The 16,930-nt window shown below is 72.8% G+C and carries 15 protein-coding genes; 13 read left to right on the forward strand and 2 right to left on the reverse strand.

All coding sequences use genetic code 11. From position 1 onward, the window contains the following. Positions 1-5 precede the first annotated feature (5 nt). Entirely contained in the window at positions 6-761 is a 756-nt protein-coding gene (locus JW613_RS29045) for an SDR family NAD(P)-dependent oxidoreductase (RefSeq protein ID WP_209213855.1), read from the forward strand. 76 nt (positions 762-837) lie between these two features. Beyond that, the gene (locus tag JW613_RS29050; RefSeq protein WP_209213856.1) at positions 838-1,680 is read left to right on the forward strand and encodes a helix-turn-helix transcriptional regulator; all 843 of its coding nucleotides are present in this window, start codon (positions 838-840) and stop codon (positions 1,678-1,680) included. Positions 1,681-1,749: 69 nt separating this feature from the next. Here JW613_RS29050 and JW613_RS29055 read toward each other — a convergent pair whose 3' ends face one another. Both JW613_RS29055 and JW613_RS29060 read right to left on the reverse strand, forming a co-directional pair. Beyond that, positions 1,750-2,130, reverse strand: a complete 381-nt coding sequence (locus JW613_RS29055) for a tautomerase family protein (RefSeq protein ID WP_209213857.1) — start codon at positions 2,128-2,130, stop codon at positions 1,750-1,752. Between the two features lie 170 nt (positions 2,131-2,300). Next, on the reverse strand, positions 2,301-3,146 hold the full coding sequence (locus JW613_RS29060; protein ID WP_209213910.1) for a class I SAM-dependent methyltransferase: 846 nt from the start codon (positions 3,144-3,146) through the stop codon (positions 2,301-2,303). 118 nt (positions 3,147-3,264) lie between these two features. On the opposite strand from JW613_RS29060, the gene JW613_RS29065 reads away from it, so the two are divergent. From JW613_RS29065 to JW613_RS29115, 11 genes are all read left to right on the forward strand, one after another. After that, positions 3,265-3,864, forward strand: a complete 600-nt coding sequence (locus JW613_RS29065) for a TetR/AcrR family transcriptional regulator (RefSeq protein WP_209213858.1) — start codon at positions 3,265-3,267, stop codon at positions 3,862-3,864. 233 nt (positions 3,865-4,097) lie between these two features. Next, complete coding sequence (locus tag JW613_RS29070) at positions 4,098-5,138, forward strand: polyprenyl synthetase family protein (protein WP_209213859.1); 1,041 nt, start codon at positions 4,098-4,100, stop codon at positions 5,136-5,138. 50 nt (positions 5,139-5,188) lie between these two features. Continuing rightward, positions 5,189-6,265, forward strand: coding sequence for a UbiA family prenyltransferase (locus JW613_RS29075; RefSeq protein WP_209213860.1), 1,077 nt, complete (start codon positions 5,189-5,191; stop codon positions 6,263-6,265). Continuing rightward, on the forward strand, positions 6,262-6,516 hold the full coding sequence (locus tag JW613_RS29080; protein ID WP_209213861.1) for an acyl carrier protein: 255 nt from the start codon (positions 6,262-6,264) through the stop codon (positions 6,514-6,516). Before JW613_RS29075 ends, JW613_RS29080 begins: the two co-directional genes overlap by 4 nt. Beyond that, positions 6,517-7,866: a beta-ketoacyl-[acyl-carrier-protein] synthase family protein gene (locus JW613_RS29085; protein WP_209213862.1), complete on the forward strand. Its 1,350-nt coding sequence runs from the start codon at positions 6,517-6,519 to the stop codon at positions 7,864-7,866. Next, positions 7,863-9,002: a beta-ketoacyl synthase N-terminal-like domain-containing protein gene (locus JW613_RS29090; protein ID WP_209213863.1), complete on the forward strand. Its 1,140-nt coding sequence runs from the start codon at positions 7,863-7,865 to the stop codon at positions 9,000-9,002. The genes JW613_RS29085 and JW613_RS29090 overlap by 4 nt, the downstream gene beginning before the upstream one ends. Then, positions 8,999-10,627, forward strand: a complete 1,629-nt coding sequence (locus JW613_RS29095) for a benzoate-CoA ligase family protein (RefSeq protein WP_209213864.1) — start codon at positions 8,999-9,001, stop codon at positions 10,625-10,627. Before JW613_RS29090 ends, JW613_RS29095 begins: the two co-directional genes overlap by 4 nt. Positions 10,628-10,754: 127 nt before the next feature. Then, on the forward strand, positions 10,755-11,483 hold the full coding sequence (locus tag JW613_RS29100; RefSeq protein WP_099885768.1) for an ABC transporter ATP-binding protein: 729 nt from the start codon (positions 10,755-10,757) through the stop codon (positions 11,481-11,483). Next, complete coding sequence (locus JW613_RS36055) at positions 11,480-14,053, forward strand: FtsX-like permease family protein (protein ID WP_209213865.1); 2,574 nt, start codon at positions 11,480-11,482, stop codon at positions 14,051-14,053. The genes JW613_RS29100 and JW613_RS36055 overlap by 4 nt, the downstream gene beginning before the upstream one ends. Positions 14,054-14,063: 10 nt before the next feature. Next, positions 14,064-15,437: a cytochrome P450 gene (locus JW613_RS29110; RefSeq protein WP_245226459.1), complete on the forward strand. Its 1,374-nt coding sequence runs from the start codon at positions 14,064-14,066 to the stop codon at positions 15,435-15,437. Beyond that, positions 15,434-16,819 (forward strand): cytochrome P450, encoded by a 1,386-nt coding sequence (locus JW613_RS29115; protein ID WP_209213867.1) that lies wholly within the window; start codon positions 15,434-15,436, stop codon positions 16,817-16,819. The genes JW613_RS29110 and JW613_RS29115 overlap by 4 nt, the downstream gene beginning before the upstream one ends. The last annotated feature ends 111 nt before the right edge of the window (positions 16,820-16,930 follow it).

The raw sequence follows: 16,930 nt of genomic DNA on the forward strand, positions 1-16,930 counted from the left end.
ACGGCATGACACGCATCGCCCTCATCACCGGCGCCAACCGCGGACTGGGACGCAGCGCGGCGCTGCACCTCGCCGAGGCGGGCACCGACGTACTGCTCACCTACCGCTCGCACGCCGACGAGGCCGAGGCCGTCGTCGCGCAGATCCGGGTCATGGGCCGGACGGCGGTCGCGCTGCCGCTGGACGCCTCGGACACCGCCGCCTTCCCGGACTTCGTCGAGACCGTGCGCGGCGCACTCAAGGAGAACTGGGACCGCGAGGACTTCGACATCCTGCTCAACAACGCCGGCCACGGCGTCCAGAAGCCGTTCGTCCAGACCACCGAAGAGGAATTCGACGGGCTGATGAACGTCCATGTCAAGGGCGTCTTCTTCCTCACCCAGGCGCTGCTGCCGCTGCTCAGGGACGGCGGCCGCATCCTGAACACCTCCACCGGACTCACCCGTTTCATCGCTGTCGAGACCTCGGCGTACGCTGCCGCGAAGGGTGCCGTCGAGGTGCTCACCCGCTACCTCGCCAAGGAACTGGGACCGCGCGGCATCTCCGTCAACGCCATCGCGCCGGGCGCCACCGCGACCGACTTCGGCGGCGGTACCGTCCGCGACAGTGAGGCGGCCAGGACCTCCCTCGGCTCGGTCACGGCGATGGGCAGGGTCGGGGAGCCCGACGACATCGGTGCCGCTACCGCGGCGCTGCTCGACGAGGGCACGTCCTGGATCACCGGACAGCGCGTCGAGGCGTCGGGCGGCATGCTGCTGTAAGCGGCGGCCGGGCGGTCCCGGGCGGCCCAGCGGGAAGAACGCGATCGAGGAACGAGGGAAGAGGGAGCGTCGGACCGTGGACCGAGCACAGCTCGCGGACTTCCTGCGTACACGCCGGGAGGCTCTGCAACCGGAGGACGTGGGCCTGCCCCGCGGTCCGCGCCGTCGAACCACGGGGCTGCGGCGTGAGGAGGCGGCGGCCCTGAGCGGTATGTCCAGCGACTACTACAGCCGGCTGGAGCAGCAGCGCGGTCCGCAGCCGTCCGAACCGATGCTGGCGGCGATCGCCCGCGGGCTCCATCTGTCGCTCGCCGAGCGCGACCATCTGTTCCGTATCGCCGGGCACAACCCGCCCCCACGGACCGGCTCGGACCACATCGCGCCCGGACTGATGCGCATCCTGGGGCGCCTCGACGACACTCCGGCGCAGGTCCTCAACGAGTTGGCCGAGACGCTGTGGCAGACACCGTTGGCCATGGCCCTGGTCGGTGACGAGTCCCGGTTCACGGGAGCGGACCGCAGTATGTACTACCGCTGGTTCGCCCGCCCGGCCACCCGGCTGAGATACGCGGAGGAGGACCATCCGCGCCACAGCAGGTTCTTCGCCGCTGAGCTGCGCGCCGCCTACTCCCGGCAGGGCAGGGGCAGCCGGGCCGAGGCACTGGTGGAACGGCTGCTGGAGACCAGCGAGGAGTTCGCCCAGTACTGGAGCGCGCACGAGGTCGGTGTGCCCAGGGTGGAACCCAAGCGGTTCCACCACCCCGAGCTGGGCGAGATCCAGGTGCACTGCCAGGTGCTCCTCGATCCGGACCAGGCCCAGGCGCTGCTGGTCTACACGGCCACGCCGGGTTCGGAGAGCGACGAGAAGCTCCGCCTGCTGCCCGCCGTCGGCGCCCGCTCCGCACAGGCCGAGATGTGACGCCGACGCCCTTCCCTTCCCGCCCTCGGCTCCCTTGGATCTCGACTTCGATGAGATGAAGCGCGCGCCTCACAGGTACTGCGCCACGCCGTTGCCGAGTGACCAGTCGGCCGACTCGTTCTCGGTCACTGTGATGAACATGTTCCGCGGCTCTGTCCCCGCGTACTGCTGGGCGAGTTCGGCGATCCGCCGGTACAGGGCCTGCTTCTGTGCGGGGGTGCGCCCCGAGCGCATGGTGATCACCACGTAGACGATGCCGTCGTCGCGGTGCACCCCGGGATAGGTGTCGTAGCGAAGCGTGCTGTTGGTGCCGTCGTGGCCGACGAGGACCTGGAAGCGGTCGTCGGGTGGGATGCCGATCGTTTCGACCAGCGCGTCGTGCACGGCCCGGCCGAGCGCGTCGAGTCGTTCCGCGTCGGCCCGCAGTGCGTCGATACGGACAAAGGGCATGGCAGTGGCTCTCCTTCGGTGTGGCGGGCGAGCGCCCGCGGGTGTCGACGTACTGTACATACTAGTAGGTACAGTAATGGCCAGAGGGCTGCGGGATGTCGTCCCGCAGCCCCCTCCGTGCCGTGTCGTGCCGCCCGCCGTGCCGCGCCACGGCACGGCGGGCACTCGGATCACGGGCGTACGGCGGTGACCAGCCAGGCGGAGCTGCGCAGCCGCACCACGCCCTCGGTGTCCTCGTGGCTGCGCAGGAGTTCGACCAGTGCATGGCGGGCCCGCGCGCCGGCCTCCGCGTCCACCTGGCCGAGCAGGTGCCGGCCGGGGCCGGAGTCGAGCAGGAAGTCGGCCGCGTCCTGGGCGCCCTGTCCCCATCTTCCGGCTGCTTCCGTGTGCTCGACGGCGATGTCGGCGAACCCGGCCGGGGTCAGCACCTCGCGGACCCGCGCGGGGTCGGCGAGGGAGAACATGCCCGGCCCGCCCGTCGCGCCGAATTCACCGATGGGCAGGTGGTCGCGGAGTTCGGCGAGTGCCTGGAGCCACTCGTTCTGCTCGGCGTCCGCTGCGCAGATGAACGCGAGTCGGCCGCCGGGGCGCAGTCCGCGGCCGATGTTGGTGAAGGCGGCGACAGGGTCTGCGAAGAACATCACGCCGTAACGGCTGATCGCGACATCGAAGCCGCGTCCGGCCAAGGGGTGGACCTGGGCGTCGCCCTGCTCGAACGTCACGTTGTCGAGCCGTTCCGCCCGTGCGGAGGCCTCCGCACGCTCCAGCATGGGTCCGGAGAGATCGACGCCGGTGGCGTGCCCGTCGGTGGCCCGGCGGGCGGCGAGCCGGGTGGTCGCGCCCGCGCCGCAGCCGATGTCCAGGACCGAGTCGCCGGGTGTGAGGGCCGCGGCGTCCAGCAGTGGCTGGTCGAACCCCTCGTTGACGGCGTCCCAGCGCTCCTGGTTGCGGGCCCAGTGCCGCCCCTCGTAACCGTTCCACGCCTGTGCCTGCTCGCTGTTGACGATCTGCTGCATGGCCAACCTCGACCTCCGGGAAGCTTAGTATGGGCGTGTGCCCAAAGTGTGGGAGCACAGTATGGGCGCGCGCCCATACTGTCCATCCGTCACTGCTCATCCTTCCGAAAGGTCCCTCATGTCCCCTCGTGGCGTGGCCGTCCCCGACATCCGCGAACGCCTCTTCGCCGCCGCCGAACGCGTCGTCGCCCGTGGTGGCCCGGGTGCGTTGACGAGCAGGGCCGTCACCGACGAGGCGGGCTGTTCCAAAGGGATGCTGCACGCCCACTTCGGAGGCGGCCTGGACGAGTTCGTCGCCGAACTGGTCCTCGACCGCTTCTCGCGTACTGCCGCGCTCGCCGCCGAACTGCCGCAACGGGCAGGCCAGGAGACGGTCACCGCGAACCTCGCCGCCGTGGGCACCGCGCTTCTCACCTCGGCGGGCCCGGCCATGGCGGGCCTCGCCGTCACCCGTCCCGGCGCTGCCGCCCGCTTCCGGGACGCGATGGCCGCCGGAGCCCCCGGCTTCGCATCGGTCCAGGAGGCCGTCGCCGCCTATCTGACCGGCGAACAGCGTCTGGGTCGGGTGGCCGCCGAAGCGGACCCCGAGGCTCTCGCGCTCGCTCTGGTCGGCACCGCCCACCACCTTCTGATGACCAGCTGGCCAGGAGCTCCGGACCCCGCCGCGCAGCTCCACCGGGTGATCGCCGCCCTCGCCGCCTCCGGCGCTGCGCGCTGACCCATCCCGCGCATCCGTGATCATCCCGCGCGTCCGTGATCAACTGCCCGGTCTTTGCGGGCAGTTGTCCGATCACCAGGATCACCCTGCCTCACTCGAACCCCTGTTGCCCGGCACGTGAGTTCCGTACTCTGGCCGAGGCACCAGTCACGTTCGAACCGACCGTCTCCCTTCTGACGCCGCATCAGGCGCGGGCGTGCCGAGGCGGGTCGTTGGACAGACAGGGGGAAGGTGTGAGCACAGGGCAGCATGCCGGAAAGACTCCGTTAGCGGGACAGCCCCCGCTGACCGACCAGGAACTGGCAAGCGCACTCAAGGCCGATCTGGCCGTCGTCGAAGACCTCATCCGCGACTCCATCCACTCCGATGCGCCGCTGCTGCGCGAGGCGTCCCGCCACCTCATCGACGCGGGTGGCAAGCGGTACCGCCCGATGCTGACACTGCTCGCCGCCCGGTTCGGCAATCCGGACGACCCGGATGTGCTGCGTGCGGCGGCCGCATGCGAACTCGTGCACGCCGCGGCGCTGTGCCACGACGACGTCCTGGACGGCGCTTCGCTCAGACGCGGACGCACGAGCGTCAACGCGCGCTGGAGCGACGCCGTCGCCATCCTCACCGGGGACTTCCTGTTCGCGCAGGCGTTCCTGCTGCTGGCCACCGTGCCGCAGCAGGAGGCGCGGCTGGAGGTCAACACCTTCGTGCGGCTGGTGACCGGGCAGATCCGGGAGATGACGGGACCCGCCGACGGCGAGGACCCGACCGACTACTACGTCACCATGGTCTCCGACAAGACCGCCTCGCTGCTCCGGGCCTGTGTACGCCTCGGGGCGCTCACCTCGGGCGCGGGCGAGACGGTGGTGCGGGCGCTGGAGGAGTACGGGGACGCCTTCGGAGTCGCCTTCCAGATCTCGGACGACCTGCTGGACCTCTTCGGCCAGGAGGAGCGGTCCGGCAAACGCCAGGGCACCGACCTCCTCAAGGGCGCGCCGACACTGCCGCTGCTGTACGCGCTCAGCGGGACCGGCCAGGACAGCGAGCGGCTGCGCGAAATCCTCGGCCCCGTTCCGGGAACCGGGCGTCGTACCACGCTGACCGCCGAGGAGCGCGCCGAGGCGACCGAGTTGCTCCGCCGCCATCCGGCCGTCGAGCGGACCCGGGAACGGCTCGACGCCTACATCGCGCGTGCTCGCGCCGCGCTGGCACCGCTGTCCGAAGGGCCGGCCAAGGACACCCTCGAAGCACTGTGCGCGGGCGTCGCCCACCGGGCCGGCTGAGCACCGGCAGACACTCGCAGCAGCAGTCCACACCATGGGGTTGCGATCTCTTGACCAGAACAGGCGCGATCCTGCGCGCCACAAGCGTCCGCTTCACAGCGCTGTACTTCCTGCCCTACTACACGGCCCTCGTCGCCGAGGGCCGTGCACGCTGGCAGTGGGTGGCCCTGGGAGCCGTCTACTGGTGCGCGCACGGCCTCGGCACCGAGTCCCTCAACAGGCTCGCCGACCGCACCGAGGACGAGATCAACCGCCCCGAACGCACCGCCCTGTGCCACCGGGCGGGCTTTCCGCTGCTACGGCGCGCGGCACTCGTCGGCTGGGGCACCGTGCTGGTGCTGGACGTCGTGCTGCTGATCGCGCACCCGGACTGGTGGCTGGCGCTGTTCCTCTTCCTCGCCGGCTTCAGCGGCGTCAACTACTCCTACGGGCTGCGCCTGTCCCGCAACCGGTGGCTCGCCCCTCTGCTGCTGACCTTCCACTTCGGCGGCACGTTCGTGATCGGCACCGTGCTGGCGCAGGACCACTGGGACGCGCAGGTGCTGCGCGACTTCGCCGGGTACGGGCTGCCCTTCTTCGCCGTCGGCATGGTGACCCTGCTCGCGCTGGGCGGCGCCAAGGACCTCACCGACCTGGCGGGTGACGCCAGCATCGGCTACCACAGCGCGTGGATCGACCTGCTGCGGCGGCACGGCGCCCGGCTGGCGGCCGCCATGGTCGGCTCCACCTACTTCCTGGTCGCCCTCTTCGTGCTGACCGGTGCCTTCCCGCCGCGCTTTTGGCTGTGGCTGCTGCTGATCCCGGTGGCCGCGGCGCTGGGCCGCTGCCTGTGGCGGGCCGCGACACCGGGGGAGCGGCACGCGACGAGGGAGTTCTTCTACCAGTACTGGGTGCTGTCCCTGGCGGTCGCCGCGCTCTTGTACGCGCCCCGCTGGGAGCTCCTCCCCGGACTCGTGGGCGGCCTCGCCTTCTGGGCCGTCACCACCCAGCGCCTCCACTGGTCCGGCGGAGTCCGCCGGGAGACCGTACGCACCGCGGTCGCCCTGGTACGCGGCGGCCACCCGCGGCGGGGAGGGCCGCCCGCCGGCGCCGAGTACGCACAGGAACGAGAGGAGAGGACCGGATGACGACCCCCAGGACGGAGCAGGAGATACGCGCGGTCGTACGGGAGACCGCGCTGCGCATCTTCGAACTCGAACCCGAGGAACTGGCCGACGAGACCGACTTCGAGACGGCCGGCGGCGACTCGCTGCTGCGCCTGGAGCTGGTCGCCGCCCTCCGCGACCGGCTCGGTGTGGAGTACTCCGTCGCCGACGAGACGGAGATGACCTCCGTGAAGGCGGCGGTGGAAGTCACCCGGCGCGCACTGGGGGTGTGAATGCGGCAGGGCCTCGCCCGTCGGGTCGTCGTCACCGGCGTCGGAGTCGTCTCCGCGCTCGGTGTCGGCGCCGAGGAGTTCTGGGCCGCCGCCCGCCGGGGACACGTGGGCACCGGAGACGTCACCCTCTTCGACACCGGCGACTGCCTCACCCACCGGGGCGGTGAGATCCGTGACTGGACCCCGCCCTGGCCCGACGAGGCGTACGGGCACGGCCCGCTGACCCGTAGCGAGTCCTTCGTACTGGCGGCCACCCGGATGGCGCTGGCCGACGGCGGACTCGCGGACGGGCACGGCCGGCTCACCGGACCGTACGACGACACCCGGGTGGGCGCCTCGTTCGGCATCGTCGTGGGCAACAGGCCGGGGATCGAGGCCCCGTTGCGGGCGGCGCACCTCTCGGAGCAGGACGCGGGCACGCCACCGGGCCCCGCGTCGCACACCGCCCCGTCCCAGCCGTGGCACCGCCGCACGCCCCCCGCGCACAACCCCTTCCGGATCAGCGCGCTGCCCGCTGCCGCCTTCGGACTGTACGGGCCGAACCTGCTGCTGCCCACCGCCTGCGCCGCCGGCAACGGGGCCGTCGCACACGCCGCCGACGCCGTCGCGGCGGGCCGCGCCGACGCGATGCTCGCGGGCGGCACCGACGAGCTGTCCGAGGCGATGTTCCTGATGTTCACCAGCTTCCGCGCACTCTCCCCGGACGTCGTACGACCCTTCGACACGCACCGCGCCGGACTGCTGCTCGGCGAGGGCTCGGCCGTGCTGCTGCTGGAGGCCGAGGACAGCGCCCGCGCCCGGGGCGCCCCCGTCCTCGCCGTCGTCGCCGGGCACGGCAACTACTCCGACGCCCACCACATGACCGCCCCGCACCCCGAGGGGCAGGGCGCCACCCGCTCGATGCGGGCCGCACTCCGCACGGCGGGGCTCGCCCCCGACGACATCGACTGCGTCAGCGCGCACGGCACCGGCACCCCCGCCAACGACGCCGTCGAAGCCAGGGCCCTCGCCGAGGTCTTCGGGGACGGTCACCGGCACGCCCCGCTGCCGGTGACCGCCCTCAAATCGCTGCTCGGCCACGCACAGGGCGCGGCAGGGGCCCTCGCCGCCGCCGCGTGCGTGCTGGCCCTGCGGGACGGTGTCGTCCCGCCCACCGCCAACGTGGAAGCGCCCGATCCGGACTGCCTCACCGACGACTTCGCGCTCGTGCGCGACCGGGCCCGGCGGTTGCCGCTGCGCGCGGTGATGAACAACGCGTTCGGCTTCGGCGGCAACAACTGCTGCGTGGTCTTCACCCGGCCCGACACCGAGCCGGCGCGGCGCGGACCAGGAACGGGGGAGCGGGCATGAGGGAGGTGGTGGTCACCGGCGTCGGCGCGCTCACCTCGGCGGGGGTGGGGCACGAGGCACTGCGGCAGCGCGCCGTCGGCGGCGCCCCGGCACGCAACGAGGTGGAACGCACCCTGCCCGCGCCCCCGGGGCAGCCTGCGACGCCACCGGTGCGGGTGGCCGCGCTCCCGCCCTACGACCCGGCCGAGCACCTGGGCAAGAAGGGCATCCGGACGCTGAGCGCGGAGAGCAAGGCGTTCGGCGTCGCCGCCGTGCACGCCTGCCGGCACGCCGGGCTGCCCGCCTCCTGGGAACAGGACCCGTCCGTGGGCATCGCGGCCGGCACCACGAGCGGCGGTCTGGAGGACTACGCGGCGCTGTTCGCCGCCCGGCTCGCACGCGGTGTCCGCGGCGTCAACCCCGCGCAGGGCCCGCAGACCGGGCTGAACGCACCCGCCTCCGCCGTCTCCATCCTCACCGGGGCCGCCGGGCCGAACCTCACCGTCTCCACCGGGCGCGCCGCGTCCCTCGACGCGCTCGCCGCGGCGGCCCGCGCCATCGACTCCGGCGCTGCCACCACCATGCTCGCGGGCGGGGTCCAACTCCTCGGCTACGCCGAACTGACCGCACGCCGCCGCGCGGCGCCGGGCCCCGGACCCGGCCCGGAACCCGGCTGCGGCTTCGAGACCGTCGCGGGCGAGGCGGCCGTGGTCCTCGTCCTGGAGGAAGCGGCGGCGGCCCGGGCGCGGGGCGCCCGACCGCTGGCCCGCCTGCTGGGCGCGGGCTCGGCCTTCGGCCCGCCCGTCACCCGCCCCGGGCAGCGGGCCGCCCACGCCGCGCTGGGCGAGGCGGGGCTGGCCCGCACCACACCCACCGCGCCCACGGCACCCACCGTCCCCGCCTACCCCGTGCCCGCCGTCGACGCCGCCTTCGGCGACTGCGCCGGGGCCACCGGCGCCGTACAAGCGGCGCTGACCGTGCTCGGTCTGCACCACCGGACGCTGCCCGACGACACCGCGCTGGTGCTCACCACGGACTCCGCGGAGCACGCGGAGCACGCCGGACCCGGCAGCTGCGCCACAGCGCTCGTCCTGGGCACGTCCACCTCCGGCACACCCTCCACCGGCCCGTCCCACCAGGGAGGTCACTCCGCATGACGACCGGCTCCGGAACCAGCGACGGCGGCGCAGCGCTCGTACCGCCCGACGGCAACAGCGTCCACCGCTTCCTGGACGACCACTTGGCAGCGGGCCACGGCGACGCCCTCTGCGCGCTCACCGAGACCGAGCGTGTCACCTACCGCGAGATGCACCGCAGATCCTGCCGTGCCGCGAACGCCTTCGCCGCCGCGGGTGTCGGGTACGAGACCCGCGTCGCGCTCGCCCTGCCCGACAGCCCCGACCACCTGGCCTGCGTCCTCGGGCTGCTGCGGCTGGGTGCCGTACCCGTACCACTGGCCACCCAGCTCACCCCCGACGACTACGCGCGGATCTTCGCCGACTGCCGCCCCCGGCTCGCCGTCGTCGGCCCCGGGCAACTCGCTGCCGTACGTGCCGCGCCCGGAGCCCGGGAACTGGCCAAGGCCACCTGGCCCGAGCAGGTGTGGGTCGCGGCGGCCGCGACGGAGCACCAGGGTCCCGAGCCGACGCTCGACGACCGGCTGGCCACCGCTTCCGACGAGTGCGCCGTCGCTCCCGTCAGCGTCGACGACATGGCCGTCATCCAGTACACCTCCGGCAGCACCGGCACTCCGCGCGGCGTCGTCCATCTGCACCGGGGGCTGCTCGCGGTGCTCGACACGTTCCCCAAGCGCCTGGCGCTGACCCGCGACGACGTGTGTCTGTCCGCGGCCAAGCTCTCCTTCGGCTACGGCTTCGGCAACTCCTTCCTGTTCCCGCTCGCGGCGGGCGCCGCCACCCTGCTGATGCCCGAGTCCGCCGACGCGGCGCGCGTGCTGCGCCTGGTGGCCCGCTGCCGCCCCACCGTGCTGTGCGCGGTCCCCGCGCTCTATTCCGCCATGCTGACCGTCGCCGAACGCAGCGGGGACGCCGATCTGACGAGCGTGCGGCGGTACGTCTCGGCGGGGGAGCCGCTGCCCGCCCGGCTGGCCGAGCGGTGGCGGGAGGCCACCGGAGCCGACATCGTCAACGGTCTCGGCTCCACCGAGTGCCTGCACATCTTCATCGCCGGTGAGCCGGGCGCCACCCCGCCCGGCTGCTGCGGCACCGTCGTCCCCGGCTTCGAGGCCGAACTGCGCGACGAGGACGGACAGGTGCTGGGACCCGGCGAGATCGGCCAGTTGTGGGTGCGCGGCGAGGCCAACGCCGCCCGCTACTGGAACAACCAGCCCGCCACCCACGCCACCATGGTGGGCGGCTGGGTACGCACCGGCGACCAGCTCAGCCGGGACGAGGACGGCGTGTTCACCTTCGTCGCGCGCTCCGACGACATCCTCAAGGTCGGCGGTCTCAAGGTCGCACCCACCGAGATCGAGGACTGTCTGCTGCGGCATCCCGCGGTCGCCGAGTGCGCCGTGATCGGCGTACCGGGCGAGCACGCCACCATCGAGGTCGTCGCCTACGTCAGACCGCACGACGACGCCGAAGCCGAATCCGGGGCGCTGCGCAAGGAGTTGCGCCACCACCTGCGCGCCCGGCTGGCCCGCTACAAGCAGCCCCGGGTGCTGCACCTCGTCGACGCGCTGCCCCGCACCTCCACCGGCAAGATCGCCCGGCATGCCCTGCGCGACGCGGCCAAAGGGCAGGAGGTGGCCGGTCCCTGATGATCCATTGGATTCCCGGTTGGCTGTCGGCGAGACTGTCCCCGGCACGGACGCACAGCCGACCCGGCAACCAGGCCGCCAGGTTCCGCACATGGCGGTCCGCCTCGGCAGAGGGGAGACCCCGTACATGGCCACACTCCGGCTCGACGGCGTGGTGCACGACTACGTACGTGGACGGCAGCCCGTACGCGCCCTGAACGGCGTGTCGCTGACGCTCGGGGGCGGGCAGTGCGTCTCCGTGCTCGGGCCGAGCGGTTCGGGCAAGAGCACCATGCTGCACGTCATGGGGGCGCTCGACATCCCCTCCGAGGGCAGAGTGCTCCTCGACGGGACCGACTTGGCCACCCTGGACGACGACGCGCTCTCCGATCTGCGGCGCAGGCGCTTCGGGTTCGTCTTCCAGTTCTTCAATCTGCTGCCCGCGCTGACGGCCTGGGAGAACGTCGCCGTGCCCCGGCTGCTGGACGGTGAGAAGCTGGGGTCGGTACGGGCCGAGGCGCTGGCGCTGCTGGATCGCGTCAATCTCGCGGACCGTGCCGACCACCGCCCCGGCGAGCTGTCCGGCGGCCAGATGCAGCGCGTCGCCATCGCCCGCTCCCTCATCATGGACCCCGGCGTCCTGCTCGCCGACGAACCCACCGGGAACCTCGACTCCCGGACCGGCGACGAACTCCTCGACCTGCTGGCCTCCCTCGCCCATGACGGGTCCGAACGCTCCGTGGTGATGGTCACCCACAGCGTCGACGCGGCACTGCGCAGCGACCGCGCCGTGCTGCTGACCGACGGCGACATCGTCGCGGACGGCACCCCGGAGGATGTCGTGGCCAAGTTCGTCGGGGAGGGCCGGAGGCCGTGAGCGCTGCAGAGCGGAAGCCCAAGCCGGCCGGCCCCGCGGTCGTCGCCGCCCGGCTGCGCCTGTTCAACCTGCGCTATCTGCGCCGCCACCCGGCCCGCACCGCACTCTCGCTCGGCGTGCTCACCGTCGCCGCCGCGCTCATCGTCGCCGTACTCGGCATCTACGGTTCGGTCGGCGGCTCCTCCGGGCGGCTGGCGGGCCAGGTGGCGGGGAACGCCGATGTGGAGGTCACCGGCCGCACCGACGAAGGGCTCAGCGCCGAAGCCGTGCAGCGGGTCGGTGAAGTGGAAGGCGTCGAGGCGGCGGTGCCGCTGGTGCGTTCGCCCGTCGAGGTCGACGGCGAACGGATGCTGCTGTTCGGTACCGACCGGTCGGCCGCCGCACTCGACAGCGACCTGTCGGGCGTCGCCACCGACGCCGTCCGGGACGCGGGCCAGGGCAGCGGCGACCAGGCGGGCGCCGTCTTCGCGGGCCCCGGCGTCCAGGGCGCAAAGGAAGGCGGCACCGTACGGGTCGCGTCGATGACCGGGCAGTCGCACCGGGCGCCGGTCGCCGCCACGCTCGACGGGGACGCCGCCGAGAGCGTCAACGGCGGTGCCTATCTGGTGGCGCCGCTGCCGGTCGCACAGCGCCTCGCCGGGCTCGGGGACCGCGTCGAGTCGGTCCTGGTGGTGGCCGACTCCGGTACCGGCACCGGGGCGCTGCGCGACCGGATCGCCGAGGAACTGGGCCCCGGTGTGTTCGTCGCCGACCCGTCGTTCCGGGCCGATCAGGCCGACGACGCCACCGCGATGGTCCGCAACATCACCCTGCTCGTCGCCTTCATGGCGCTCGTCGTCGCCGCCTTCCTCATCTTCAACAGCATGAACATGGCCGCGGCCGAGCGGCGCGGGGAGATCGCCTCGCTGCGTGCGCTGGGCTCCCGGCGCCGCCCCGTCATGCGGGACTTCCTGCTGGAGTCGCTGCTGCTCGCCCTGGTCGGCGCGGCGGTCGGCAGCGCGCTCGGCTACGCGATGGCGGGCGCCAGCATCGACTCGCTGCCACCGGTGATCACCGACGCCGTGGACGCCGAGGTCGAGCTCGCGGTGCCCGCCGGCGCCGTACCCGCCGCCTTCGTGGCGGCCGTCGCCGCCTCGCTCGCGGCCTCCTGGCTCGCGGCCCGGCGCGCCTCGCGGGTGCCGCCCGTGGAGGCCATGCGCACCGCGAATCCGTCGGCGGACACCGGGGACGACGAACAGCGGCGCAGCGGCCGGCTGTGGGCCCTCGGGCTCGGTGCGGTACTCGTCGTGCTGGCGTTCGTGACGGCGGCGGCCTTCGACGACGAGCGGTCCTTCGGCGGCGGCTCACTGCTGCTGCTGGGAGTGATCCTGCTCGCCTACGCGCTGATCGGCCCGATCACCCGCACCGTCGCCCGGCTCGCCTCCCGGCTCGGGCCCAGCGGCAGGATCGCGGCGTCCGCGGTCGAACGCGCCCCGCGCCGCGCGTGGGCGACGTTCATGACGGTGCTGCTGGCCGTCGCCATCGGGGTGGCCACCACCGGGTCCTCGCAGAACACGGTGGACGCCGCGTCGAAGAACGTCTCCACGCTCGCCGACTCCGACCTGATCGTGCAGCGCGCCGCCAAGGACGTACTGCCGGTACGGCCCCTGCTGCCCCGCGACACCCAGCAGCAGCTGGCGGACACCGACGGGGTGCGGCGGGTGGTGGCCGGCCAGTTCACCTACCTCAACCAGCCGGGCAAGCGCGCCTTGCTGCTGGGCATGGACGGCCCCAGCAACGCCACCGCCTACCGCCTCGCCTCGAAGAAGGCCCGCGCGGAACTCCTCGCCGGCCGCGGAGCCGTCGTCTCCGGTACGTACGCCAAGGAGAAGGGGCTGTCCGAGGGGGACACGCTCACGCTGCCGACCGCCAAGGGCGAGCAGCACATCCGGGTCGCCGACGTGGTCGACTACGTGAGCATGGACGCCGGTCTCATCGCCCTCTCCCTCGACCGCATCACCCAGTGGTACGGGCTCTCCGGCGCCTCCTACTACGAGGTGATCCTGAAGGCCGGAGCCGACAAGGCCGCCGTGCGCGACCGCATCGAGCAGCGGACGAAGGAGCAGCCCTACCCCGTGCACGTCCTGGACGGCAGCGAGAGCGTGAAGGCCACCGAGTCCGCTGTCAAGCAGGTCGGCTCGCTCGCGCTGGCCTTGCAGTGGGTGATCGCGGGCGTCGCCGGGCTCGCGCTGCTCAACACGCTGATGCTGTCCGTGGTCGAACGCCGGCGTGAGCTGGGCATCCTGCGTGCCCTGGGCAGCAGCAGACGGTATGTGCGCCGCGTCATCCTCACCGAGGCCACCGCCGTCAGCGTGCTGGGCGGCATCGGGGGGCTCGTCGTCGGCACCGCGCTGCACTATCTGTCGGCCGATGTGATGGCCAAGGCGCTCGCGATGGACATTCCCTTCAAGGTGGCACCGGCCGCCGTCGGGCTGGCGGTCGGCGCCGTCCTCATCGCCCTCGCCGGAGCGATCCCCCCGGCCAGGCGCGCGGGCAAGCTGAACGTGGTGCAGGCCATCGGATACGAGTAGGGGCGAGTTGATGAGACGGGCACCCGGGCCGCGGCCCCACCAGATACCCGGCCTGCTGCGGCTGGCGGTCTCCGATCCGCTGCGGTCGATGTACCAGACGGTCGGCCGGTACGGGGACGTGGTGCGGGTGCCTCTCGCCCCGGGCCGCGGCATCCATCTGTTCTGCCGCCCCGAGCACACCGAGCACATCCTGGTGGACCGGGAGCAGCGGTACGGCAAGGCCTTCACCTACAGGCCGCTGCGCGAGTGGATCGGGCTGGGCCTGATCACCAGCGACGGCGAACTGTGGGAGCGACAGCGGCGGCTGATCCAGCCACTGTTCTCGCACCGCCGGGTGGAGACCCTGCGTCCGCTGATGGTGGCGTCGGTGGAGCGGATGCTGGACGAGTGGGACCGGCAACCGGACGGCACCGTCGTCGACGCCACCAGCGCGATGAGCGGGCTGACCCTCGACATCGTCGGCGCCAGCCTCTTCGGCGCCGACCTGACGGGGGACCGGGACAGCGTCTACCACGCGGTGGAGACCCTCCAGGACGCCGTCACCAAGGTCATCAAGAATCCGCTGACCTGGATCTCGCCCCGCGCCGCCCGCCGCACCAGTCCCGGCTTCCGGCAGTGGGACCGGGCCAAGGACACCATCGACCAGGTGGTGGCCCGCGTCATCGCCGACCGGGCGGAGGGACGCGGCGGGAGCGGCCGCGAACGGGTGGGGCCCGACCTGCTGGACGCGCTGCTCCAGGCCCGCTACGAGGACGGCTCGGCGATCGGGCCCCGCCAACTCCGTGACGAGATCGTCACGTTCTTCATGGCGGGCCACGAGACCAGCGCCACCTGTCTGGCCTGGACGTTCTATCTGCTCTCCACCGCACCCGAGGTGCGCGCCCGGCTGGAGGAGGAGGTCGACAAGGTCCTCGCGGGCCGCTCACCGGGGCCGGAGGACACCGATCAGCTCGTATGGACCCGCGCCGTGCTCAACGAGTCCCTGCGGCTCTTCCCGCCGGTGTGGACGGTCGAGCGCGACGCGACCGCCGACGACGAGGTGGGTGGGCTGCCCGTCCGCAGGGGGGACACCGTCATCACACCGCCCTACCTGGTGCACCGGCACCCGGGTGTCTGGGAGAGCCCCGAGGCCTTCGATCCCGCCCGCTTCCTGCCGGACCGGTCCGCCGGGCGGCCCCGGCACGCCTTCATCCCCTTCGGCGGAGGCAAGCGCGGCTGTATCGGCAACGCCTTCGCGCTGATCGAGGTCGTCGTCGCCCTCGCCATGATCACCCAGCGGTACCGGCTGGACCTGCTGCCCGGCTTCGAGCCCGTGCCCAAGGTGACCGTGACCCTGCGTCCACTGCACGAGATGGCCATGACACTGCGACGGAGGGTCCCATGACGGCCACGACCACCGGCCGGCCCCGCCGCGCCGCGGGCCCTCCGCCGCGCGAGGTGCCGCAACTGCTCGCCGCCATCGGCCGCGACCCGCTGACCGCCGCCGTCGGCCTCTACCGCCGCTACGGCGATCTGGTCCGGGTACCGCTGCTGCCCCGGCGTCCGCTGTTCCTGCTGTGCCACCCCGCCCACGCCGAACACGTCCTCGTCTCGCGCCAGGACAACTACCGCAAGGCCGCCACCTACCGTCCCCTGCGGGTCTTCCTCGGCGACGGGCTGGTCACCAGCGAGGGCGAGCTGTGGGAACGGCAGCGCCGGCTGATCCAGCCGCTCTTCTCCCACCGCAGGGTGAGCGGGTTCCTGCCGGGCATGGTGGGCACCATCCGGCGCACCCTCCAGGAGTGGGACGGCAGACCCGACGGCGCGCTCGTGCACGTCTCGGAGACGATGAGCCTGCTCACCCTCACCATCGTCGGCGAGGCGCTGTTCGGTGCCGATCTGCGGGGCGTGGGGGCGCGCGTCTCGGCGGCGGTCACCGGTATGCAGGACTTCGCGACGACCGCGATGCGCAATCCGCTGCTGCTGCCCGCTCCCCGGCTCGGGCTGCGCACGACTCCCGGCTACCGCGCCTGGCGCGGCACGGTGGAAGCCGTCGACGAGGTGGTCGACCAGCTCGCCGCCGAACGCCGCCGCGCCGGTCCGGCCGCCGACACCGGCAGTCAGGACCTGCTGGATGCGCTGCTGCAGGCCCGCTACGAGGACGGCTCCGCCATCGGGCCGCGCCAACTCCGCGACGAGATCGTCACCTTCCTCATGGCGGGGCACGAGACCAGCGCCACCGTCCTCACCTGGACCTGCTACTTGCTGGCCGCGCACCCCTCGGCGCGGCGCCGGCTGGAGGAGGAGGTCGACACCGTACTCGCGGGACGCGAACCGGAGTTCGCCGACCTGGACCGCCTGGTGTGGACGAAAGCCGTCCTCAGCGAGGCGATGCGGCTCTACCCGCCCTTCTGGACACTGGAGCGGGACGCCTTGGACGACGACGAGATCGACGGCGTACCCGTCCCGGCGGGCAGCACCGTCGCGGTGCCGCCCTACCTCGTGCACCGGCACCCGGCGGCCTGGGACAACCCGGAGGGCTTCGACCCCTCCCGCTTCCTGCCCGGCGCGGGCACCGGGCGGCCCCGGCACGCCTTCATCCCCTTCGGAAGCGGGCGACGGGGCTGCGTCGGCAATGTCTTCGCGCTGCTGGAGACGGTGGCCGCCGTCACCATGCTCACCCAGCGTTTTCGGCTGGACCTGGCCCCCGGCGGCGTCCCGCGACTGCAGCCGACGGTCACCCTCCGCCCACGGGGCGGCCTGCGGATGGTGTTGCGGCACCGCTGAACACCCGGTTCCCGGGCGGGCGCCGCCGGTGCGCGTTCACCGGTTTATTCACGTTCACCGACGCGCCGGAGACCGTAGTGTTGCCCGATCAGCGGTGCCCGGTGGCCGAAG

This window comes from Streptomyces smyrnaeus (assembly GCF_017676345.1).
Taxonomy (GTDB): Bacteria; Actinomycetota; Actinomycetes; order Streptomycetales; family Streptomycetaceae; genus Streptomyces; species Streptomyces smyrnaeus.